Origin of the sequence: Aureivirga sp. CE67, assembly GCF_015767245.1 — a bacterium.
Classification (GTDB): domain Bacteria; phylum Bacteroidota; class Bacteroidia; order Flavobacteriales; family Flavobacteriaceae; genus Aureivirga.
Genome location: NZ_JADOTV010000001.1, coordinates 167,547 through 191,403 on the forward strand (window position 1 = coordinate 167,547; position 23,857 = coordinate 191,403).

At 29.2% G+C, this 23,857-nt stretch carries 20 protein-coding genes; 9 read left to right on the top strand and 11 right to left on the bottom strand.

What is annotated here, in order from left to right:
• The first annotated feature begins 7 nt into the window (after positions 1 to 7).
• The 4 genes from lepB to I0K12_RS00830 all read left to right on the top strand — a co-directional run bounded on the left by lepB (position 8) and on the right by I0K12_RS00830 (position 4,036).
• Positions 8 to 1,552, top strand: a complete 1,545-nt coding sequence (lepB, locus tag I0K12_RS00815; protein WP_196885000.1) for a signal peptidase I — start codon at positions 8 to 10, stop codon at positions 1,550 to 1,552.
• A gap of 110 nt (positions 1,553 to 1,662) precedes the next feature.
• Positions 1,663 to 2,196 (top strand): hypothetical protein, encoded by a 534-nt coding sequence (locus I0K12_RS00820; protein WP_196885001.1) that lies wholly within the window; start codon positions 1,663 to 1,665, stop codon positions 2,194 to 2,196.
• 148 nt (positions 2,197 to 2,344) lie between these two features.
• A complete protein-coding gene (locus I0K12_RS00825; RefSeq protein WP_196885002.1) occupies positions 2,345 to 2,971 on the top strand; it encodes a WbqC family protein in 627 nt (208 codons plus the stop codon).
• Positions 2,972 to 3,172: 201 nt separating this feature from the next.
• Complete coding sequence (locus I0K12_RS00830) at positions 3,173 to 4,036, top strand: hypothetical protein (protein WP_196885003.1); 864 nt, start codon at positions 3,173 to 3,175, stop codon at positions 4,034 to 4,036.
• 35 nt (positions 4,037 to 4,071) lie between these two features.
• On the opposite strand, the gene I0K12_RS00835 is transcribed toward I0K12_RS00830, so the two are convergent.
• From I0K12_RS00835 to I0K12_RS00855, 5 genes are all read right to left on the bottom strand, one after another.
• On the bottom strand, positions 4,072 to 5,232 hold the full coding sequence (locus tag I0K12_RS00835; protein ID WP_196885004.1) for an iron-containing alcohol dehydrogenase: 1,161 nt from the start codon (positions 5,230 to 5,232) through the stop codon (positions 4,072 to 4,074).
• A 26-nt stretch (positions 5,233 to 5,258) separates the two neighbouring features.
• The gene (locus tag I0K12_RS00840; protein ID WP_196885005.1) at positions 5,259 to 5,840 is read right to left on the bottom strand and encodes a TetR/AcrR family transcriptional regulator; all 582 of its coding nucleotides are present in this window, start codon (positions 5,838 to 5,840) and stop codon (positions 5,259 to 5,261) included.
• Positions 5,840 to 6,196: a hypothetical protein gene (locus I0K12_RS00845; RefSeq protein ID WP_196885006.1), complete on the bottom strand. Its 357-nt coding sequence runs from the start codon at positions 6,194 to 6,196 to the stop codon at positions 5,840 to 5,842. The genes I0K12_RS00840 and I0K12_RS00845 overlap by 1 nt, the downstream gene beginning before the upstream one ends.
• Positions 6,197 to 6,501: 305 nt before the next feature.
• Positions 6,502 to 7,776 carry a M28 family metallopeptidase gene (locus I0K12_RS00850; protein ID WP_196885007.1) on the bottom strand — a complete coding sequence of 425 codons (1,275 nt, stop codon included), beginning with the start codon at positions 7,774 to 7,776 and terminating at the stop codon, positions 6,502 to 6,504.
• Between the two features lie 70 nt (positions 7,777 to 7,846).
• The gene (locus I0K12_RS00855; RefSeq protein WP_196885008.1) at positions 7,847 to 9,586 is read right to left on the bottom strand and encodes a hypothetical protein; all 1,740 of its coding nucleotides are present in this window, start codon (positions 9,584 to 9,586) and stop codon (positions 7,847 to 7,849) included.
• A 274-nt stretch (positions 9,587 to 9,860) separates the two neighbouring features.
• Here I0K12_RS00855 and dnaN point away from each other — a divergent pair, with 274 nt between their 5' ends.
• Positions 9,861 to 10,979: a DNA polymerase III subunit beta gene (gene dnaN, locus I0K12_RS00860; protein WP_196885009.1), complete on the top strand. Its 1,119-nt coding sequence runs from the start codon at positions 9,861 to 9,863 to the stop codon at positions 10,977 to 10,979.
• A gap of 84 nt (positions 10,980 to 11,063) precedes the next feature.
• Here the strand turns inward: dnaN and I0K12_RS00865 are convergent, their stop codons facing one another.
• Complete coding sequence (locus I0K12_RS00865) at positions 11,064 to 13,493, bottom strand: fibronectin type III domain-containing protein (RefSeq protein ID WP_196885010.1); 2,430 nt, start codon at positions 13,491 to 13,493, stop codon at positions 11,064 to 11,066.
• 175 nt (positions 13,494 to 13,668) lie between these two features.
• On the opposite strand from I0K12_RS00865, the gene I0K12_RS00870 reads away from it, so the two are divergent.
• Complete coding sequence (locus I0K12_RS00870; protein WP_196885011.1) at positions 13,669 to 15,390, top strand: aromatic amino acid hydroxylase; 1,722 nt, start codon at positions 13,669 to 13,671, stop codon at positions 15,388 to 15,390.
• A 36-nt stretch (positions 15,391 to 15,426) separates the two neighbouring features.
• Here I0K12_RS00870 and I0K12_RS00875 read toward each other — a convergent pair whose 3' ends face one another.
• The 4 genes from I0K12_RS00875 to I0K12_RS00890 all read right to left on the bottom strand — a co-directional run bounded on the left by I0K12_RS00875 (position 15,427) and on the right by I0K12_RS00890 (position 21,608).
• Complete coding sequence (locus I0K12_RS00875; RefSeq protein ID WP_196885012.1) at positions 15,427 to 16,893, bottom strand: TolC family protein; 1,467 nt, start codon at positions 16,891 to 16,893, stop codon at positions 15,427 to 15,429.
• Between the two features lie 188 nt (positions 16,894 to 17,081).
• The gene (locus tag I0K12_RS00880; RefSeq protein ID WP_196885013.1) at positions 17,082 to 18,437 is read right to left on the bottom strand and encodes an ABC transporter permease; all 1,356 of its coding nucleotides are present in this window, start codon (positions 18,435 to 18,437) and stop codon (positions 17,082 to 17,084) included.
• Positions 18,438 to 18,479: 42 nt separating this feature from the next.
• Positions 18,480 to 19,724 (bottom strand): efflux RND transporter periplasmic adaptor subunit, encoded by a 1,245-nt coding sequence (locus tag I0K12_RS00885; RefSeq protein ID WP_196885014.1) that lies wholly within the window; start codon positions 19,722 to 19,724, stop codon positions 18,480 to 18,482.
• A 255-nt stretch (positions 19,725 to 19,979) separates the two neighbouring features.
• Positions 19,980 to 21,608 carry an acyl-CoA carboxylase subunit beta gene (locus tag I0K12_RS00890; protein ID WP_196885584.1) on the bottom strand — a complete coding sequence of 543 codons (1,629 nt, stop codon included), beginning with the start codon at positions 21,606 to 21,608 and terminating at the stop codon, positions 19,980 to 19,982.
• Between the two features lie 137 nt (positions 21,609 to 21,745).
• Between I0K12_RS00890 and I0K12_RS00895 the strand changes: the two genes are divergently transcribed.
• The 3 genes from I0K12_RS00895 to I0K12_RS00905 are packed head-to-tail and all read left to right on the top strand — an operon-like array spanning position 21,746 to position 23,091.
• Positions 21,746 to 22,117 (top strand): DoxX family protein, encoded by a 372-nt coding sequence (locus I0K12_RS00895; protein WP_196885015.1) that lies wholly within the window; start codon positions 21,746 to 21,748, stop codon positions 22,115 to 22,117.
• On the top strand, positions 22,114 to 22,644 hold the full coding sequence (locus I0K12_RS00900) for an NADPH-dependent FMN reductase (protein WP_196885016.1): 531 nt from the start codon (positions 22,114 to 22,116) through the stop codon (positions 22,642 to 22,644). The genes I0K12_RS00895 and I0K12_RS00900 overlap by 4 nt, the downstream gene beginning before the upstream one ends.
• A 9-nt stretch (positions 22,645 to 22,653) precedes the next feature.
• Positions 22,654 to 23,091: a MarR family winged helix-turn-helix transcriptional regulator gene (locus tag I0K12_RS00905; protein ID WP_196885017.1), complete on the top strand. Its 438-nt coding sequence runs from the start codon at positions 22,654 to 22,656 to the stop codon at positions 23,089 to 23,091.
• Positions 23,092 to 23,145: 54 nt separating this feature from the next.
• Here I0K12_RS00905 and I0K12_RS00910 read toward each other — a convergent pair whose 3' ends face one another.
• Entirely contained in the window at positions 23,146 to 23,856 is a 711-nt protein-coding gene (locus I0K12_RS00910) for a TIGR00730 family Rossman fold protein (protein WP_196885018.1), read from the bottom strand.
• Position 23,857 lies beyond the last annotated feature (1 nt).

Below are 23,857 nucleotides of genomic sequence, written 5' to 3' on the forward strand. Positions count from 1 at the left end.
AATAAATATGAGTTTAGTACAAATGTGGTTTCTATTCATGCTACTTGTTCAAGTAGTACATTTTTTAGGAACTTGGAAATTATACAAAAAAGCAGGAAGAAAACCTTGGGAAGCTTTAGTTCCTATTTATAATGCAATTGTTTTAATGAAAATCATCAACAGACCTTGGTGGTGGACATTCTTACTTTTTGTACCTGTAGTAAATTTATTAATGTTCCCAGTTATTTGGGTAGAGACGATCAGAAGTTTTGGTAAAAACTCTACTTTTGATACTATTGCTGTAATTGTAACTCTTGGACTTTATACTTATTATGTAAACTATGCTACAGATGTTGAGTATATTGAAGACAGAAGTTTAAAACCAGGATCAGAAGTTGGAGAATGGATTAGCTCTATTCTTTTTGCAATTATTGCAGCGACAATGGTTCACACTTACTTCATTCAACCTTTTACAATTCCTACTTCTTCTTTAGAAAAAACACTTCTTATTGGAGATTTCTTATTTGTAAGTAAAGTGCACTATGGAGCAAGAACACCAATGACAACAGTTGCCACACCAATGGTTCATGACTCTTTACCACTAGTAAAAGCTAAATCATATTTAACAAAACCTGAATTACCTTATTTCAGACTACCTGGGGTAGAAGAAATTGAAAGAAATGACATTGTTGTATTTAATCATCCAACAGATACTGCTAAGACAATGTGGGGAGATAAATCAGGAGAATTTACTTACAAGCCAATTGACAAAAAGACAAACTATGTTAAACGTTGTGTTGGTCTTCCAGGAGATTCTCTTTCAGTAAAAGATGGATATGTTTATATCAATGGAAAGAAAAACAAGCTTCCTAGTAGAGCTAAAATTCAATTTTTCTATGAAGTTGAATTAAATCCAAATGCAAGTATTCCTTCAGATATTCTTAAAAACGTAAGAGAAGGGCGTAAACTAAGTAACACTAAATTACTTTTAAATCTTCCTTTAGCAGATGCTGTTAGACTTAAAAACAATCCAAGTGTAAAAAGCATTATTAGACAAGTTACTCCTGCTGGACAATTTGATAAAACTGCTTTCCCACACAGTAGAGATTATGATTTTAACTTGAGTAATCTTGGTCCTATTTACATTCCTGAAGAAGGAAAAACTGTAAAATTAGATACAAAAGTTTTACCTTTCTATAGAGAAGTTATTGAACTTTATGAGAATAACAACTTAACTATAGATGGAGAAACAATTTATATTAATGGGCAAGTAGCAGATTCTTACACTTTCAAACAAAACTATTTCTGGATGATGGGAGATAACAGAGATAACTCTCTAGATTCTCGTGCATGGGGATATGTTCCTTTTGATCATATTGTTGGAAAACCTGTTTTCATTTGGATGAGTTGGAATTCTCAAGGACAAGGATTTGATAAAATTCGTTGGGAAAGAATGTTCACAACTGTTCATGGAGAAGGAAAACCAGTTTCTTATTTCTATTATTTCTTAAGTGCTTTATTAGTTTATATCGCTGTTAGAAAATTTCAAAAGAAGAGAAAAGAGAATAAATAATTCTTATTTTATATAAAATACAAAAGGACACTTTTTAAATGAAGTGTCCTTTTTTTTGGTTTTTATTTATTTTTTAATAATTTGGCTAAAACCTTTAAAAACAAAATATAATGAAAAAGATTTTAAAAAATGCTGGTTTAGCCCTATTAGCCGTTTCCGTAATTTCCATTACTTCATGTAGTAAAGAAGAAGATCAAAATACTATTCAACAAGAAGAAAGAATGGATTTTTCTAATATGGATTTACAACTAAATTTCAACTTTGATAAACCAGTACAACACAAAAACTTGATGAATGCTAATCAAATTGTTCAAAAATTAGTTGAATTTGGAGAAGAAATAGAAAATAATTTTGAAGAAAATCCAAATTTATTATCTATTTCTAATCAATTTGAATACAAAAACAACATTCTTTCAGAATATAATGCTAAAATAAAAACTACTTCTGAAAATGTTCATTTTAGAAAAAACATTGAGACTATTGAAATTGCAAAGAAGGACAATGATTGGGGTACTTTTGAAGAGTTTTATAATTTAGTAAAAGACGAAGATGGAAATATGCCATCGGACGCGCATTTCTTGGTTACTTTTAAAAAAGAAAGAAACCAACCAATTATGGTAAAAATGCAATTACCTAGTTTCTAAGATTAAAAATACGTATCAATAAAATCAAAGCCTTAGCATTTACTAAGGCTTTTTATTTCTTCAAAATCTACAATAATTCGTATTTTTGCCTTTCGATTTAAAATAATTTCTTCTTTCAAAACTGAAGAAATATAAAGCTTAAACAAGAATGAAAACGATTATACATCCATCCTATTTTGGTTCTATTGCAGAATATGCTGTATTCGCACAATCTGAAAAGGTGATTTTTGAAAATTTTGACAACTATCAAAAACAGACTTATAGAAACAGATGCTATATCTATGGTGCAAATGGAAAATTAAATCTAAATATTCCTATCAAACACATCAAAACAGACGGAAAGAAATTAACAAAAGATATTCTTATTGATAATTCGTTTCATTGGAGCAAACAACATATTAAATCATTGCAAAGTGCTTATCGTACTTCTCCTTTTTTCGAATTTTATGAGGATGATTTAATCGAAGTTTTAGAAAAAAAGCATGATTTTCTGATAGATTTAAACTTAGAAACAAATGCTTTTATTCAAGATGCATTACAGATTGAAATTCCTACTGAAAAAACGGAGGAATATATGAGAACTTATGAAGATTCGGACATTTTAGATTTCAGACATCTTGTAAATGCAAAAAAACAACCAGAATTTGATTTCAAAACTTATGTTCAAGTTTTTGATGATAAATGTGGTTTTATTCCAAATCTAAGCATCTTGGATTTATTATTTATGGAAGGTCCAAATTCTATTTCTTTTCTTGAAGAAATGAAAATAAAATAAAACATACTCAGAAAGAGATTTTAATATAAAAAATCTCTTTCTTTTTAAAATTGCAACACTCTTCTATTTCTCAATTTCAATTAGTTTTAACTAAACTTTGATTTTTATTTACAAAAAAATTTAAATCCTTTCCTTTTTATACTTACTAATTTTAGAAGTGATTATCCAAAAAACGATACGAATCAACTAAAATTAAGCAGTATGAGAAACTTAAAATATTTATGGATTCTGATTTTTATTTTTTCTTCATGTAGTAATAATGATGACGAAGATTGGGGATCAAACACTACTGCTTTAGGAGCAACAAATAATCTTTTACATGTAAATATTGAAAGTTTCAATTTCGATTATATCTTTTATCGAGTAGACATCGAATGGTCTACAAATGCACCTGATGGAATGGTAAATGAATTTCAAGTAATTTTTGGAGATAAAAACTTTTACTCAGATAGTAATACAGGAAGAATTTATGGTGGAAAAGATGTGGACGGAACTATAAATGATGTCAATTTTGATTTCAACAATTTTAATATTGACCCTTTCTGGGATTTGAATTTAATCATTTTTCCACTTTCTAAAGCAAATACAACAATTCCTTTTCAATTATTCTATAAAGGGAAACCTTTGAAAAGAAGTACTTTCAAGTTTTATGGTGGACAAATTATAGATAATTACGATTGTGCTTTAAAATATGAGTATAATATCTGTGAGTGTTTTAATGGAGTACCGGATTGGTATGATTTAAAAAATTATCAAAAAGACACTTATGTTTTATATCAAGGAAATATTTATCAATCATTATTTTTAATTGTAGATAATAATCAAACGCCAGATGCTTCGCCTGTTTGGAATAAAATTGGGCCCTTTGATGAAACAATAATTCCTATTTATGAGAATAATAATATAATTGACAATTGGATCAAAAATAAAATTTATCAAAAAAATGAATTAGTTGTCTTTGAAAAAGGAGTTTATAAAGTTTTGAATAATAATACTTTTGGAGAAGATACTCCAGATAAAATTTCTAGTTATAGCTACCTCGGAGAATATAAATTTTGTGAATAAAAAAAGAGCCTTAATTAGGCTCTTTTTAATTATTATTAGTAGCTCATTTCTACAATTTTCTCCACATCTGAAGGTTTTAAAGCTTGATGTTCTCCAATTGCTTTCCAACCTCTTTCTTCAAATTTCTTAGAAATATGTTGCGCTGTTCCTTCAAATTCTTCTGTATAATCTGAAAGTTTTGTAGCAATTCCTAAAGATTCAAAGAACTCATTTGTTTTCTCAATAGCGATTAAAGCTTTCTCTTCTTCAGTTCCAAACTTCACCTCGAAAACTCTTTCTGCAAACTGTGCTAATTTTTCTTTCTTTGTTTCGAAGTTATATTTATAGTGACTTGCAGTGATAATTGCTAAAGTTCTCGCATGATCAATTCCGTATAAAGCTGTCAATTCGTGTCCCATTGCATGAATTGCCCAATCTGTAGGAACTCCTTGTTGAATTAATCCGTTTAAAGCCATCGTACAACTCCACATAAAATTCGATGCAGCCTCATAATCTGAAGTATCTTCTATAATTTTTGGAGCAACTTCAATTAATGTTTGTAAAATACTTTCTGCGAAACGATCTTGTAATTTCGCTCCTACAGAATATGTCATATATTGCTCTAAAACATGTGTAAATGCATCCGCAATTCCGTTTGCTAATTGTCTTTTTGGAATTGATTTAATAACTGTCGGATCTAAAACAGAGAATTGTGGAAATAAACCTGGTCCTCCCATTGCTAATTTCTCCTTGATTTCTCTTCTAGAAACTACTGCTCCCGAATTCATTTCTGAACCTGTTGCTGGTAATGTTAGAACAGATCCAAATGGTAATCCTTTTGTAACTGGTTTTCTATCTGTCAATAAATTCCATGGAGTGTCTCCTTCGTAATAAGCTGCTCCAGATAAAAATTTTGTTCCATCAATGATTGAACCTCCACCAACTGCTAAAATAAAATCAATTTTTTCTTCTTTGATTACTTTTAAAGCTTCTAATAAAATTTCATATTCTGGATTTGCAGGAATTCCTCCAAACTCCACTAATTCAAAATCTTTTAAAGCTTCTTTTACTTGCTCGTAGATTCCATTTTTCTTGATACTTCCTCCTCCATAAGTCATTAAAACTTTTGCTCCAGTAGGAATTTCATTTTTAATATTTGCTATCTGATCTTTTCCAAAAAGAATTTTTGTTGGATTTTTATATTGAAAATTGTTCATTTGATTTTTTAATATTTTGTTCTTGATTATTTTTCTTTGATTGCGTCCCAAACGGTTCTGTACATATCATTTAACAGTTTTTCATCCATTTCAAAACCATCTCTTTCACTCATTTTGATTAAAATAGAAATTGGTTGAATTGAATATGCATACAATATGTAAAGCGAAACTTTTTTAATAACTCCTTCTTCTTGACCTCTTTCCCAAAGCTTCAAAAGTGGCTCGATATGTTTCAAACCTGCTTCTCTACTTTCTTTATCAATCATTGGAGAATTATCACATTGAGCTAAAAAATTTCCATGTTTTTTAAAATTCAATTTATACTGCACTATATTTTTCCAAACTAAAGCAAAACCTTCTTTGATATTCATCTCTTCTGAATAATTTTCAAAAGCATAGTAGCTAAAATTCTCTTTAGTTTCTATATATAATTTATTGACTAAATCTTGTTTATTTTCGAAATACACATAGGTTGTTCCTACAGAAACTCCAGCCATTTTTGCAATTTTGGACATAGGAGCATCATGAAAACCTTGATTATTAATAAGCTCTAAAGTCGCATTTAACAAGGCTTCTCTTTTCTTTTCACACTTTTCTCTTCTTGCCATTATTTACTTTTTTGATAAACTTTATAAGCCCAAAATATAAACATAAACTGAACAAAAATTCGAATTATCGCTGCTGTATGAGAACCAATCGCTGGATTTTCTTTAAAATAATCCCAAACATGAATTGGTAAAAACAAGCACATCAAAATTAAAATTCCCAAACTTGCTTTTTCTCTAAATCTTTTTGAGAATAACTCAATTCCTAGAACTAATTCTATAATTCCTGAAATATATACCACTGTTGTTTTTGGTAAAAATTCTGGTACAAAACCAAAATAAAATTCTGGATTTATCAAATGTGTGATTCCTCCTAGAATCAATAAAACAGCTAAAGCGATTTTCAGAAGTTTTTGCATATCGTTTACTTTAAATTCTGAGACAAAATTACAATACTTTTTAAAATGAATGAACGTTCATTTTGTTAAAATAATTATAAACTTAATAAAAAAACCCCCATTGTAATAATGAGGATTTCTTCTAATATATTGAACTTATTTAAACTTTTTGACTCAAAATTCGTTTCAAGCATATTCATTACTGGCTTGTAAAAAATTTTAACCATAGCTAAGGCTATGCTGAAATTTTTTTCCTTCTCCATCAATAAACATCAAATGAAACTCCTAGTGTTGGCAAAAAAATTTAAACAAGTTCATTGATTTCTCTACTGTTCTAATAAAAATTTCTTTAGAAGTTTAAACAAATCTTCAAACTCTGTAAGTGGTAAAGTTTCTGATTTATCAAATACATTATGATAATGCGCAATTCCTCCTAAAGTATAAATAAAGAAACTCGGAACACCTTTTTCATAGAAGAAACAATGATCGCTATTACAAGCACTTCCACGTATTTTTACTTGTTTCAATAAATTATTTTCTTTGTTTAAACTAACTAATTTGTCAAACTCTTTCTTAAACTCTTTTCCATTTACCACCTGAATTCCGTCATCTCCTGTTCCTAAAATATCCAAATTCAGTAAAAACTTAATGTTTTGTAAAGGAAATAAAGGGTTTTCAGTAAAATATTTAGAACCAACCAAACCTATTTCTTCTGAACCAAAAGCGATAAAAACAACTGAATATTTTAGTTTTTCTTTATTGAAATCTTTAGCCAAATTAAGCATCATTGCAATTCCACTTGCATTATCATTTGCTCCAGGAAAATATACAGAATCTCCCATTCTACCTAAATGATCGTAATGACCAACAACACAAATCAGACTATCTTTTACTTGTCCTTCCAAATAACCGATAACATTCTGAGATTGGTATTTTTCAGTATAAACATTATTGAATTTTAAAGTTATTTCATCTGATTTTTTATTTATTTTATCTTTCAAAACTATCAAATGCGGTCTTGCAGCAACTTCTTGAGAAGCAGTATATGTCAATTTATCTTTGATAACTTCCACCACTCCTTTGATTGGAATTTCTTGAGATAACTTCAAAAACATGATCATTTCATAAACAAAACCTTGAACTTCCCTTGACTCATCTGCAATTAAAGTTTTATCAATTACGACAAACTTATCTCTACTTTTTAAAAGTTTTAGTTTGAATTTATCAATATCCATGATCTCTTCTTTGGTAAAGAAAATTAAATCTTCTTTTCCATCAAATTTTGGTGAAGAAGGATCAATTAAAAAATCTTTTCCTGGAACTAATTCTTGATCATCAATTTTAAAAACAATCTTTCCTGAAATAGCATTTGCAGGATGTTCAAACTTTTGGAAGTAAGAATTATTAAAAGCTTTTAATCCATTTTTTTTAAACTCATTTCGAATGTATTCTGCAGCTCTTTTTTCTCCATTATTATAAATTCCACGTCCATCAAAACTTGGAGAACACAAAGTATCTAAAACTTCTCTAGCATATTTTATGTCTTGGGAAAAAGATTGGAAACAAATAAAAAGAAGTAATATTCTGAAGGTTATTTTCATATTTTTAGTCTTAATTTTTAGCAAATAATTTTTTATTTCATTTTTTCAAAGCTAAACAAAAAATAAATACCTATTCTGATTCTACAGGAATTGATTTCAGACGAAAACTATTAAAAATCCATTGAAATAAAATACATAAAACGATTGCGAAAATTGTTCCTAAAAGATTTAACCAAAGAAAAGAAACATGTACAATATGAAGTCTTTCTAAGAAAAAAATGGTGATTATTCCTAATTCTGAAACTAAAAAACCTAAAAAAGCAGCATCTGAACGAACATATTTTACAAAAAAACCGATAAAAAATAATCCTAACATAGAACCACAAAATAGAGATGCAATAATGATTAAAGCTTCGATAAGATTCGCGAAAGGCGTGATAAAAAGTGATATCAAAACACAAATAATTAACCAAGTATATTTCAATAATTTTTGAAGTCGATTGTATTCTTGTGTTTCCGTTTTTATTTCTTTTTTATGATAAAAAATATCATGAAGTGTCGTTTTAGAAAGATTATTAATACTATAAATAATCAAGAAAATAGAAGCGAAAAATAACATCCCGAGAATGATTCCAACCAAACCAACTGGCATATTATCCCGAATAAAACTTATAAAAACATAATCTTTATCTCTCTTGTTCAAATTGATTCCGTATACATTTGCAAATTTCTGCATCAACTGCCTACCTTCCCTTCTCAGTTTTGTCTCTTTTTGTTCTAATTGTCTTAATTCTTCTCTGTTTTTATTAAAAATTTGTTTGTTTTCTTCATTTTTCACCAAAACATGTGCAACTTTCATTTTTTGAGAAAAAACAGTTCCAAGTTCATCTTCTAATTTTTGATATTGTGGGGCGAAAGTAGAATTCTTGATTTGCGCTACATTACTTTGATTAAAATGAAGTGGTGCTTTGTTGAAAATATAAAACACATATAAAAGTGCTGCCATTGACAAAATCAGAAACATCACCGGAATTTTCGTAATTGCTTTGATAATCATTTTCCATCGAATTAACTTTACTGGCGTATCTGATAAATAGGAAGAAACATTTTGCTGGCTTGTAGAATAATTTCCAAGAAAAAGAAGAGAACTTCCGAAAATTGCTGTCCAAATATTGTATTTATCTTTTAAGTCTATTTTAAAATCAACGAGATTTAATTTATCAGAATATCCAGCAACATCTACAATATGTTTTACGGAAGTAATTCCTGTCAATTTAAAAAATAAAATACCGAAAGTTATCAACATCAGTCCGATAATTGAATACATATGGTATTTTTTCATCGTAACAATTGCATTGATATTTATAAAAATAAAAAACAACAAAACGATTATTCCAATGATAATATTTGTCCAGTTTAAACTTACTTTTAGAATCGAAGAAATAATAATTGCGGGTGCTAAAATAATCATCCCAGTAGCCATTCCTCTTTGTACTAAAAAAAGAATAGAAACTAAAATCCGTGTTTTATCATCAAATCTTTTTTGAAGAAAACCATAAGCTGTTTGAATGTTATACTTATAAAAATATCGATTGTAAATTGGTACAACAATCAAACAAACCAAGATAATTGCAAGCGGAATTCCGAAATAATATTGAATAAATCCCATCCCAACATGATAAGCATGACTTGGTATAAATATTAGAGAAGTAATCGTGAATTGTGCTGCTAAAACGGAAATATGAATACTACGAAGTGAGTAATTTTTATTGTGCTTGGTCTTTTTATTTTCCTTTCGGGTAAGCCATACTCCTTGCAAAGTTATTGCAATACTAAGAAGAATCAACAAAGCCCAATCTATCCAATGCATATCTAAATCATTACTACTCAAATAAATATAAACATTATCTTAATAACTTTTTAATAAAAAATAGTATTAACAATCTGAATATCTGATTTTTATACTTATTTTTAGATGGTATTGAAATAAATTTAGAATGTTGTTGATTAAAAAATATTTTTCTTGAAAAGGATAGAAAATTGAAAAAAAGAGTTCTAATTTTTTTATATAAATAGAATGAATTTTTGCTTTTTAATCACATATATTTAAAATATATTTGTAGTCTTATTAAAATCAGTTTTAGATGAAATTTATAGTATCAAGTTCTCAACTTTTAAAACAGCTTCAAATACTTGGAGGTGTGATAAATAGTAACAATACATTACCTATTTTAGATAATTTTTTATTTGAATTAAATGCAAATGAACTAAAAATTTCTGCTTCAGATTTGGAAACAACTATGTGTTCTACAATTGAAGTGGAATCAGATTCTGAAGGTACTGTAGCAATTTCTGCTCGTTTACTGTTAGATACCTTAAAAACTTTTCCTGACCAACCTTTGACTTTCAAAACAGAAGCAAACAACACTGTGGAGATTAGTTCAAACCAAGGAAAATATGAATTAGCATACTTTGATGGTGAAGAATTTCCTAAATCTGTAACTTTAGAATCTCCAAGTAAAACAGTTATTTCTGGTGAAATTTTAGCAACAGCTATTTCTAAAACAATTTTCGCTACTGGAAATGATGATTTACGTCCTGTGATGAGTGGAGTATTTTTCCAATTTAGTCCTGAAAACTTAACTTTCGTTGCAACAGATGCTCACAAATTAGTAAAATATACTAGAACTGATGTTACTGCAAACGAAAAAGCAGAATTCATCATGCCTAAAAAACCTTTAAATTTATTAAAAGGAATTTTAGGAAGCAATGATACAGACGTTACAATTGAATACAATGAAACAAATGCAAAATTCATTTTTGATAATGTTGTTTTAATTTGTCGTTTAATTGATGGAAAATATCCTAACTACAACGCAGTTATTCCTCAAGAAAATCCTAATAAATTAACTGTAGATCGTGCTACATTCTTAAACTCTGTAAAACGTGTGTCTATTTTCTCTAGTAAAACTACACACCAGATTCGTTTAAAAATGGCAGGAACTGAGTTAAACATCTCTGCAGAAGATATCGATTATGCAAACAAAGCAGACGAAAGATTAAACTGTGATTATCAAGGAGATGATATGCAAATTGGATTTAACTCAAGATTCTTAACAGAGATGTTAAGCAATTTAGGTTCTGATCAGATTTTAATAGAAATGTCAATGCCTAATAGAGCTGGTATCTTAACTCCAATTGATGGTGTAGAAGAAGGTGAAATTATCACGATGTTGGTAATGCCAGTTATGCTAAATAACTAAGAAGTTGAAAAACAATATAAAAAGCGGATATTCGAGTTGAATATCCGCTTTTTTATTTCAAATAAATAAAACAAAATAAAGGAATTATTTCTTTAGAATTTTAATGGTTTTCTTTCCTGATATCGTATAAATATTGATAAAATAAATACCTTTCTCAATATTTTTCATCTCCACTTTTGGAGTTTGATTTTTTTCTACTAAAACAACTTTTCCTAGTGAATTTACAAGTTCCATTTTTTCTACTTTAGCATTTGATTTTATAAAAAAGAAATCATTTACTGGATTTGGGTAAACAGAAATTTCATCTTTATTTAAAGTATTTACAGAAAGATTTTCTTCTGTTGTAAAACTTACTTTCGTTGTCCATTCACTTTTATTTTCATCCGAACAAACTGATCTTACATAAACATCGTAAGCAGTATTTCCTGAAAGATTTTCTAACTCATAATCGTCTTCCTCTTCTACTGAAATTGTTGTTCCTTCTGAAAGAATATCAAACCCAGATACTCCGTAAAGAATTTCGAAATTTTCTAAATCTGATTCCCATTTCACTTTTACTGAAGTTGATTCTACATCCTCTACTTCCACTTCTGTTGGAATTTCACAAAGAATTGTTTCTTCTAAAGTTGTAAAAGTTGAAACTGCTGTCCAATCACTTTTATCATCTGCTCCACAAACATTTCTCACATAAACATCATAAGAAGTATTTGAAACTAAATTTTCTAAAACTTTATCTGAACTTGTAGCTGTAACTGTTGTTCCCGAAGTTGTATGATCAAACCCTGAAACACCATAAAGAATCTCAACATTTGTAGTATTTTCCCAAGAAATTTTTGCTGTTGTTTCTGTAATTTCTGAAACAGCAACCGCCGTTGGTAATTCACAAGGTATTGTTTCTGCTAAAGTTGTAAAAGTTGAAATTGCTGTCCAATCACTTTTATCATCTGCTCCACAAACATTTCTCACATAAACATCATAAGAAGTATTTGAAACTAAATTTTCTAAAACTTTATCTGAACTTGTAGCCGTCACTGTTGTTCCTGAAGTTGTATGATCAAATCCTGAAACACCATAAAGAATCTCAACATTTGTAGTATTTTCCCAAGAAATTTTTGCTGTTGTTTCTGTAATTTCTGAAACAGAAACTGTAGTTGGTAATGCACAAGGTGTTGAAGTATTTACTTCTTCAATTAATAAATCATCAATAGAAATGTACCATGGAGAATTATCTGCTTCTACATGAATTCCTAAACGAAAATCTGTGTCATTTGTAATAGTAAATTCTCCCTCAATTTTTGTGTATTCTTCAGCATTTACTTCATTCGTAGAAATAACTTCTGTCCAAGTTGTATAATCTGTAGCTTCTCCTTTTTTGATAGAAACCGTCCAAGCTCCACTTCCGTCTGAGATATACCAAAAAGAAAAACGGTATGTTTTATTTTCCTCAAAATTTAAATAAGGAGTAACAATCCAGTCATCTGCAGTGTAATCTGTATAGATATAATTTTCTCCTGTTCTAGGCTGTCTATTGTAAAATGATTCTTGATTTGATGAAACCCAATCTCCTGTAGATTCTAAGCATTCACCAACTTTATCACTTCCTAGTGAAGGAAGATCTTCAAAACTATTTGAGTAAGGTAAATCCAAATACGTAACTGTTGAACAAGCAGTTCTAACCAAAATTTTATTTGAAAAATCACTTTCTTCAGAATCACTACATACAGACTTTACATAAAAATCATAATCTGTAGATCCTTCTAAATTTGGTGCTGTAAAAAATAAATCTGAAGTTATTTCTTGCATTCCTTCTCCAAGTGTAAATCCTGCAAGTCCATATTCCACGATATAAGAAGAAGCCTCAGAATCATTCCAATTTATTTTAATGGAATTCCCAGTGATTTCTGAAGCTTCTATAGTTGTAGGAAAAAAACATGTTTTGTTTTCAATATTAATTGCATCAATATACCAACCTTCTCTACTTCCTGAAAAGTCTGTAGTTGATTTAAATCTGATTTTTACATCTGCTCCTTTATAATTTTCTAGTGAAAAATATTCTTTTTTCCACATTGTATTATCCACAGACTCATCATTAGTTCCCCATTCTACATAAGAATCTTCATGAAAATATCCGTTGTCTATAAAATTTTGATTTCCTCCTAAATATTCTGTAGAAGTTAAAGTTTGATAATTTTCTCCACCATCTGTAGAGACTTCCACGTAGCATTTATCATAACCTCCTTCTGTTTTTGCAATTTGCCAAAAACTCAAAACTGGCGATTCTACAGCACTTATGTCTATAGAATTTGTCAATTCTAAAATATGTGTAGTATTTCCTGTTTCATAAGGATTTTTAATAGCTTGTGTTCCATTTTTAAAAATTTCCGAATCAATAATCCAGTTATCATTTAATGTGAAAACTGTACTTTCTGAATCAAAATTTTCTTCAACAATCTGAGCATTTATTTCAGAAATAGTTAATAGGGTTAATAAGAAATAAAGTAGTTTTTTGCGCATTTTTAATTTTATTTAGACTAATTATAAATAATATGATGCAAATGTAAATCAAAAACATTCTATTAAACAAACTTATTTAGAATTATTTTAAATAATATTTCCTAATACATAAATAGCTTATTTTAAAATATTTAAACCTTAAAAAATGTAACTTTAAGAAAATACTTTTTACATTATGCATCGAAACAGTTCCAATATTTTGAATTTATTACCGAAACATCTGCAAAAATTTGTTGTAGAAATGCCTTATGAATCTTATACAGAAAAAGATCATGCGAAATGGCGATATGTTTTAAATATGAATTTGAGATTTGCACATGAGTTTGCACATCCTTTCTATCCAAAATGTCTTGCAGAACTAAATCTTTCTCCAGAAAAAATTCCAACAATTGAAGAATTAAGACAAAAAATAAAACACACAGGTTGGAATATTGTTGCTGTAAATGGCTTTATTACTCCAAAAACTTTTATGGAATTTCATGCTGAAAAGTTCTTAGTTGTTGCAACAAATATTCGAAACTTAAAACATATAAACTATACTCCTTATCCAGATTTAATTCATGATATGGTTGGACACATTCCTTGTGTTTTTTATGAAGAATACGCAGATATTATGACTTATTTTGGTAAAATTGGAACAAAAGCAATCTCTTGTAAATTGGATTTCGAAATTCATGAAGCTTTAAATCTACTTTCTATTTTGAAAGAAGAGAGAAATCCTGATGAGAAAAAAATACGAGAAACAGAAAATCTAATTAATAGCAAAAGAAACTCAGAAAAGGAGTTATCTGAAATGGAAAAAGTTAGAATTCTTCATTGGCATACAGTAGAATATGGTTTGATGGGAACTGTTGAAAAACCTATTGTTTATGGAGCTGGTCTTTTATCTTCTATTGTAGAAAGCTATCAAGGTTTAACTAAAAAAGTTAATAAAAAAGCGTTTAATTTAGATGCTTTCTTTTCGGAATTTGATATTACTAGTCATCAAAAGGAACTTCGTGTTGTCAAAGATTTTAAAACTATTAAAGAAATTACAAATCAATTTGTTTCTAAATTAAGTTTAAATATTGGTGGAAGTCATGGTTTAAAAGAATTGATAAAATCTGAAGAAGTTGGAACTTTAGAATTGAATTCTGGAATACAAATTTCAGGAATTTTCGTAGAATCTTTCATTTCAGATGAAAGAGTTGATTTTATTGAAACTGAAAATAAAACTGTTTTTGCTAAAGAAAATAAAGAACTTTTAACTCAAAATAAATTTGCTTCCCCTATTGGAGAAATTTCAGAATTCAAAATTGATAATGAAGAAATATCTTTTTCAAATTTAAGTGAATTTCAACTGATTTTGAATAAAGAAATAGAAATTAAATACAAATCTGGTATTAAAGTTTCAGGGAAAATTGATTCTTATCTTTTTGAAAATAACACACTTTATTTATTGATTTTGAAAAAATGTAATATTGAAATAAAAGGAGAAACTATTTTTCATGAGCAAAATATTTTAGCTTTTGGTAAAAAAATAACTTCTGCATATTCCGGAGTTGCGGATAAAAACTCTTTTGAAGAATTTGAAGATCCAGTCTTTTTTGATTTTACCATTTCTCCGACTAAAAAAGAAAAAATTCTATTTCATTATTATGGAGAAATCAGAAAAATGAGAGCTTGTAAAGTTTTAAATATTGATATTCTAAAAGATACTTTCAATTTCAGCATCGAAAATTTCCCTGAAGATTGGTTGATTATTTTAGAAGTTTACGAACTTATTTTTGATTCGAATTCAACATTTGAAACTATTGTGAAAAATCATTTGATGAAAATGCGAAAAAATGAAGAATTAAAAACTTTGATAGATAAAGGAATTCAACTTATAAAAGAAAAAATCGAGATTAAAAACTAATTTAATCTCGATTTGAAATAAGCGATTTTAAAAAACTTATTCTTTATAAATACTCTCAAAAGTCAAAGGCTGATTATTCTCAAAATCGTATAATGTCAACCTACGAAGTGTGTAATAATCGTTCCAATAATTCTCTAAAGTATTCAGATAACTAACAACTGCTCGATCCTGTTCTTGTTGCGCAATATTCAAATCTGTAATGGTGATTTTTCCAAGAATGTATCTTTTTTTAGTGATATCATATCTTTTTAGCGCAACTTCTTTCGCTTTTTCAGCGATAATTAAAGTGTTTTTTTGATTTTTCCAACGAAGTGTTTGTAAGGAAATTTCTTGTTCAAACTGAATTTCTTGGTTTTCAATTTCTGTTTTCGTCAAATCTAAATCTGCTTGTGCAATTTTCACTTTCGATTTTCTCACACCCCAATCAAAAATTGGAATTCCTAATCGAAGTGAAACATTTTGAGATTGACTAAAATTATTATTATCGTATAAAGTATTAAACTCTGAAGCTTGTGAATTCGTACCAACATTTCCAGAAATACTAAACTCTAAAAGGTTAGAACCTTTTTCTCTTGCCAAATTTCTTTCTGCTTCTAGTCTTCTTCGTCTAAAATCAATTACAGCTTTTCTGTTGTTTTTTGCATATTCCAAAGCTGTCTGTTCGTCCACTTCAAAATGTGTCAAATTCTCTGGAAATTCAAGATCCAATTCTTGATTTTCCAATCCTAAATATCTAGAAAAATTCTGTCTTGCAAGTTTTAATTGTAATTCTGAATTTGTCACATCATTTTCCGCATTCAGCTTACTTAATTCCATTTGTAAAAGTTCGTTTTCGGCAATCGTTCCGATTTTAAATCTTCCTTTTGAAATCTTATAAAGTGTATCTTGGTTAGATAAATTCTTTTGTGCAATTTCTAATTGTTTTTGTGCTTTCAACTGTGCAAAAAATAACCTACTTGTTTCCAAAGAAATATTTTCCATGTTTTCTACAAATTCCTTTTTTGCACTTTCATTCATCAATGGTTCAATCTTTTTAGACCATCTGTATTCATTGAAAAAAAGTGAATTTTGAGAATAACTAATAGAAAACGGAACGGCTGAAAAACTCTTTGTTGTAGAATTATCTTCATTAAAATTATAAATCGCATTTAATCCTGAAGAAACGAAAATGGTACCTCCTGTAAATGGTACATTCTGACGAATTCCAAGATCAAAAGAACCAACTGCTGTATTTTGTTTGATAAAATTAAAGGTTCCATCATTTTGTTGAATTCTCTGAATAGAATTTGTGTATGATGGCGAAGCATCTAATCTTAATTCTGGAAGAAAAGAAGCTTTAAAGTTTTTATATCTCCAAAATTGCGCATAATAGCGGTTTTTGGTAGACTGATAATCCGGAGATTCGGTTTGTGCTTTTTTGATAGCATCTTTTAGCGTTATTTTTTGTTTTTGTGCTAAAAGTGTAAAAGGCAAAAAACAAGCTAGAAATAGTATTTTTTTCATTTTAATTTTCTTATTGTGTTAGGGATCGTAATGAAAAGCCCGGAAGAAAAAAATTTAGAATTCTATTTGATTTTGAGCGATTGGAATGAGCTTAAAATCAAATTAGAAATTCTTATTTTTTAGTGAGGACTTGTAGTGGAGAGCCCGACCTGATGCCTGGTTGAAGGCGGAAGGGAACACCCAAAAAATTATTCATAACGCATTGCTTCAATTGGACTTTTATTTGCTGCTTTTTTGGCTGGTGCAATTCCGAAAATCAGACCAATCAAACTAGAAACAAAAAAGGATAATAAAATAGATTTTACAGATAAAATAGTTTCAATTCCTGTAGAAAATTCCAAAATAACAGAAGCTACAACTCCAAGAACAACTCCAAGAACTCCTCCACCCAAACTAATAATAATAGATTCGGAAAGGAATTGTAAAACAATATCTTCTTTTGTTGCGCCAATAGCACGCATAATTCCAATTTCTTTGGTTCTTTCTAAAACAGAAGCTAGCATAATATTCATAATTCCAATACCACCAATAAGCAGAGAAATTCCTGCGATAATACTAAGAACGATATTGAAAATTTGTTTGGTTTTTTGCTGTTGTTTTAAAAGATGAACTGGAATAAAAATTTCGAAATCTAAAATATCACTGTGTTTTCTTTTTAGCATTCTTGAAATAATATCTGAAGATGCGGAAAGATTTTCTGAATTATCAATTTGAATTGTCAATTTATCTAATTGATGATAATTTCCTCTAAATTTCTCTTTTTTCTCTTCTTCTCCGTAATAGTTTTCTTGAGAATTTTTCTGGCTTACTTTTTTTCTATTTTTATAACGAACTAAGAAAGTTTTGATTGGCACATAAATATCTTTATTCACATCTCGAATACCCAGATTTTCTTGTGCTTTTTCAGAAATCATCTTCTCTTCTGTAATACCTATAACTGTTAGCCAATTGTCTTTTACTTTAATTTGTTTACCAAGAGCTGTTTCTCCTGTAAAAAGTTTTTTCTCTAAAGATTTTCCAATAATACAAACTGGCGAACCTTTTTTAAGATGTTCATTACTGAATTTTACTCCTTTTTCAATTGGCATATTAGTAATAGAAAAATAGGCATTTGTAATTCCGATCAGTTTTACATTTTTCTGTTTTTCTCCTTTAATCACTCTAGTTTCCATGATGATTTCTGGACTCATCATTTTCACTGTTGGAAGAATTTTTTGAATACTTTCTAAATCTTGCATATCCAAACCTTTAGAAACATTCTTTTTCTTTACTTCCTCCCCATCCTCATTTTCTGAAGATTTCTGGTTTTCCTTATCATCTGGAATTGGTTCAATCACAATGTTATTAACACCAATTAATTCCAATTGCGAAAGAATTTCTTTTTCAGCTCCATTTCCTATTGCAAGCATCGTAATTACTGCTCCTACTCCAAAAATAATTCCTAGAGCAGTCAGAAATGTTCGAACTTTATTTGTTTTAATAACACGTAAAGCCTCTGAAATATTAGATTTCAGTTTTTCTATAAATATTTTATCGAATTTCATATAGGTTTTTTAAAATTAGAATTTCCTTAAACAGAAACTATTTTATTCAATTCGATTTATTTTTTTATCCTCTAAACCTGAAGGCTCTGTAAGTAGTATTTCTTCGTCCGCTTTTAGTCCTTTTTGAACTACAACTTCATTATCATTTGATTGTCCAAGAATTACTTGTTGTTTTACTTTAGAGAAACCATCCTTTTTGTAGACATAATTGATACTGTCTTTTGTAAAAATAGCTTCTAAAGGAATGCTTAAAACCTCATCTTCTTTGAAAGTCAAAATCGCATTGGAAGTTGTCATTCCAGGACGAATATTTTCGTTAGTTGTATTTAATTTGATTGTTACAGGAAACAACTTTACATCTGAATCACCTTTAGTTTCTGCAATATTTGCAACATCTGTTACAACTCCTTCAATTTCTAATTCAGGGAAAGCATCAAAACCAATTTTTGCAGTCATTCCTTTCTTGATTTTTCTTACATCTACCTCATTCGCATACGTTTTAGATTCCATTTGAGATAAATCTGGAATAGTTGCAAGTGTTAAATCCCAAACACTAAAAGAAGAACCCGATTTTTTCTTTTTACCATACCAATCTTTCGCATAAATAATCATTCCGGCACTTTCAGAATGTACTACCAAAGATTCTTTTAATTTTAAAAGATCGTCTCTTTTATTTTGAAACTTTGAAACTTCAGTACCTACTTCAATCATTTTAGCTCTCGCTTGTTTTTGTTTGATGATGTAGTTTTCTTTCTTTTCTTTTAAATCTCTTTTAGACTTTTCAAGATTAATTTCCAGTTTTCGAATAGTTGCTGGCGGTTCGTAAATAGATTGTTTTAATTCTAATTCTGTAGTTTGAATAGAGAATTCTAAATCTTTTATAGCAGTTCTTTCTTGTTTTAAATTTAATGTAGTATCTAATTGTTGTTGGGTAAACTTAGACATTGCTCCTTCCAAATTCAAATTCGCATCTGAAATTAATTCGAAAATTTCCGTTGGATCTAAAGTTGCAACATAATCTCCTTCTTTAATTACAGTTCCTTCTGTTACAATATCTTTTAATTTTATTTCCCTAATTCTATGCTTTGTAAGTGCTACAGGTGCTTTGATTTGCTTAGAATTAATCGAACTTAATTCTCCTGAAGAAACAATAATACTCTCAAAGTCTCCTTTTTTAACCTTTGAAATAATCATTGTATTTTCTGAATCTGAAGAAGATAAGAATGAGTAACCTGTAAAACCTAAAATAGCAATCCCTCCTATTATTAAAAGTCTCTTTTTGTTCATAACGTTATACTTTGTCTATAGTAACGCTACCAAAGCTAATAAATTTTATTTTACTTTAACATTATTTCTTTATGAAAAACGGTTTATTTAGAACAATTATTTATTTTTTAAGTTTTTTTTAACATTAAACATGTTATAAATTCAAAGCATTCTATAACAATCTCATATTGTATTTTTTAAGTAAAATTTTAATTATAAAAACAAAAAACCTGTATCCAAAGAATACAGGTTTTCTACTATTTTATTTCAGATTCATTACACTTGAATCACTCCTAAATTGAATGGTTTTTCAATTGGAGAATGATTTGCAGCCTCGATTCCCATACTAATCCATTTTCTAGTATCTAAAGGATTAATTACACCATCTGTCCACAGACGAGCAGCAGCATAATATGGCGTAGTTTGGTTATCGTATTTTGCTTGAATTGTCTTTAAAATTTCTTGTTCTTTCTCTGGAGAAATTTCTTCACCACGAGCTTTCATAGAAGCAGTTTCTATTTGTAATAAAACTTTTGCAGCTTGTGCTCCTCCCATTACAGCTAATCTAGCACTTGGCCAAGCAAAAATTAATCTTGGATCGTAAGCTTTTCCACACATTGCATAATTTCCAGCTCCATAAGAGTTTCCTACAACAACACTAAATTTAGGAACTACAGAATTCGAAACGGCATTTACCATTTTCGCTCCATCTTTGATAATTCCTCCGTGCTCACTTTTACTTCCAACCATAAAACCTGTAACATCATGTAAGAAAACTAAAGGAATTTTCTTTTGGTTACAGTTTGCAATAAAACGAGTTGCTTTATCCGCACTATCCGAATAAATTACTCCTCCAAATTGCATTTCCTTCTTAGCGTTTTTCACTACTTTTCTTTGGTTTGCTACAATTCCTACAGCCCAACCATCGATTCTTGCGTATCCACAAAGAATTGTTTTTCCGTAGTCTTCTTTGTACTGTTCAAACTCAGAATTATCTACCAAACGCTCGATAATCTCAATCATGTTATATTGATCTGCTCTTGATTTTGGTAAAATTCCGAAAATCTCTTCTTGATCTTTTGCTGGTTCTTTTGGCTCTGCACGATTAAATCCTGCTTTGTCATAATCCCCAATTTTATCCATGATATTTTTGATGGTATCTAAAGCATCTTTATCATCTTCTGCTTTATAATCTGTAACTCCAGAAACTTCACAATGTGTTGTTGCTCCTCCTAAAGTTTCATTATCGATACTTTCTCCAATTGCTGCTTTTACTAAATAGCTTCCTGCTAAGAAAATACTTCCAGTTTTGTTTACAATTAAAGCTTCATCACTCATAATTGGTAAATAAGCTCCTCCTGCAACACAACTTCCCATTACAGCAGCAATCTGCGTAATTCCCATAGAACTCATGATTGCATTATTACGGAAAATTCTTCCGAAATGCTCTTTATCTGGGAAAATTTCATCTTGCATTGGTAAATAAACTCCAGCAGAATCTACTAAATAGATAATTGGTAATTTGTTTTCCATCGCAATTTCTTGCGCTCTTAAATTTTTCTTTCCTGTAATTGGAAACCAAGCTCCAGCTTTTACTGTTGCATCATTTGCCACAACGATACATTGCTTTCCTTTTACATATCCCATTTTCACAACAACACCACCAGATGGACATCCTCCATGCTCTTCGTACATTCCGTCTCCAACAAAAGCTCCAATTTCGATACTATCTTTATCGTCATCCAATAAATATTCGATTCTTTCTCTCGCTGTCAACTTTCCTTTTGCATGCAGTTTCGCAATTCTTTTTTCTCCTCCTCCAAGATAAACTTTCTGCAATTTTCTTTTTAAATCTGATAACTCTAGTTTATTAAAGTCTTCGTTTTTATTAAATTGTATATCCATGTTTTTTGGTTTCATTTTTTGTTGTCGCTAATGTACAAAATCATAAGAAAATAATTTTATTATTTTCCTTGGATATATTTTCCTTGGAATATATTTTTTATTTACCTACATTTGTTCCGAACTTAAAAACTAATAAAATGAAAAAATTAAAAATCGCTTTCTGGATTTCTACAGTACTACTTTGTATTGTTCCTTTGTTTTCAGCAAGTATGTATTTCACTAAATATGAAATGATTGCTGGATTTTTCAAAATCTTAGGTTACCCTACATATATTATCTATCCTTTAGCAGTTTTAAAAGTAATAGCAGTTGTTGTTTTATTAATAAATAAAGGAATTCGACTAAAAGAATGGGTTTATGCAGGATTATTTTTTAACTTCACACTCGCATTTTTTGCACATGTAATGATTAGTGATGGAGCGCAAGGAACTGCTTTAATAGGATTAGTCCTTTTAGCAATAACATATATTTTAAATAGAATTATAGACAAAAAGAAATACAACAAATGAAAAAAATCGCAGTATTAGGGGGAAGTAATAGTAAATCTTCCATCAATAAAAAATTAGCTGTATACGCTTCATCTTTTTTAGAAGGAATTGAAATTGATATTTTAGATTTAAATGATTATTCATTACCAATTTATCATTTTGATCATGAAGAAGAAAATGGAATTCCACAGATTGCGAAAGATTTAAGTGCAAAACTAAAAACGTATGATGGTTTTATTGTTTCTCTTGCAGAGCATAATGGAACTTACACAGTATTTTTCAAAAATATCATTGATTGGTTAAGTAGAACAGATTATAATATTTGGAATAAAAAACCAATGTTATTATTAAGTACTTCTCCTGGAGAAAGAGGTGCGGCAAACGTAATGAAATTAGGACAAACTTTCTTCCCGAGAGTTGGAGCTGAAATTTCTGGTTCATTTAGTTTTCCTTCTTTCCACGATCATTTTAAAGATGGAAAAATCATTCACGAAGATCTATTAAAAGCATTAGAAAAAGAAATTCGTAACTTTGAAAATTCTTTATAAAAAATCATCATGGGAGATATTTCAAAAGACATACAATCTACATTTCCTTCAGAAAAAGTGAAAGCTTTAATCAATATTGTTTATACAGCAAATTGGTTAAACTCTAAATCAAATGAACACTTAAAACCATTTCAAATTACTTCTCAACAGTACAATATTTTGAGAATTTTAAAAGGTGCTGGAAAACCAATTACGGTTCAAACTGTAAAAGATAGAATGGTAGTTCGTGCACCAAATGCAACAAGGTTAATGGATAAACTTTTTACAAAAGAGCTTATTACCAGATCTAGATGTGAAAAGGATCGAAGGATTGTATATATTGAAATAACAGAAAAAGGAATCGATTTAGTGGAGAAATGTAAAATGGATGATAATGATTCTCTTTTGGAAAATATCACAGACGAAGAAGCAGAAACTTTAAATGCTATTCTAGATAAATTAAGATAAATTCAGAATATTATTCATAAAAAAAGCTACTCAATTGAGTAGCTTTTTTATTTTTTAGAAGTTTGGCTTTAAACTATATTTCTTATAGAATTCATTAATTGCCTCTAATACTTCTTGTTCTGTATCTACAATTTTGATTAAATCTAAATCTTTTTCGCTAATATTTCCATATTGCTCTAATAAAGTAGATTTTACCCAGTCCATCATTCCTGACCAGAAACTAGAGTCTACCAAAATAATTGGGAAAGCTCCAATTTTCTTTGTTTGAATTAAAGTAATCGCTTCAAAAACCTCATCTAAAGTTCCAAATCCACCAGGCATTACAACAAATCCTTGTGAATATTTTACGAACATTACTTTACGAACAAAGAAATAATCAAATTCTAAATTTTTATCTCTATCAATATATGGATTATCGTGTTGCTCAAAAGGAAGTTCAATATTTAATCCTACTGAAACTCCTTCTCCACGGTGCGCACCTTTGTTTCCTGCTTCCATGATTCCAGGACCTCCACCAGTGATAACTCCATATCCGTTTTTAGAAAGTTCGTATCCGATTTTTTCTGCTAATTCATAATGCTTTGTTCCTTCTTTTGTTCTAGCAGAACCGAAAATACTCACACAAGGACCGATTTTACTCAACTTTTCATATCCATCCACAAATTCAGACATAATCTTAAATAAAGACCATGAGTCATTTGTTTTTATCTCGTTCCAAGTTTTGTGTTCGAACTTTTCTCTAATTTTTCTATCATCATTTGTCATC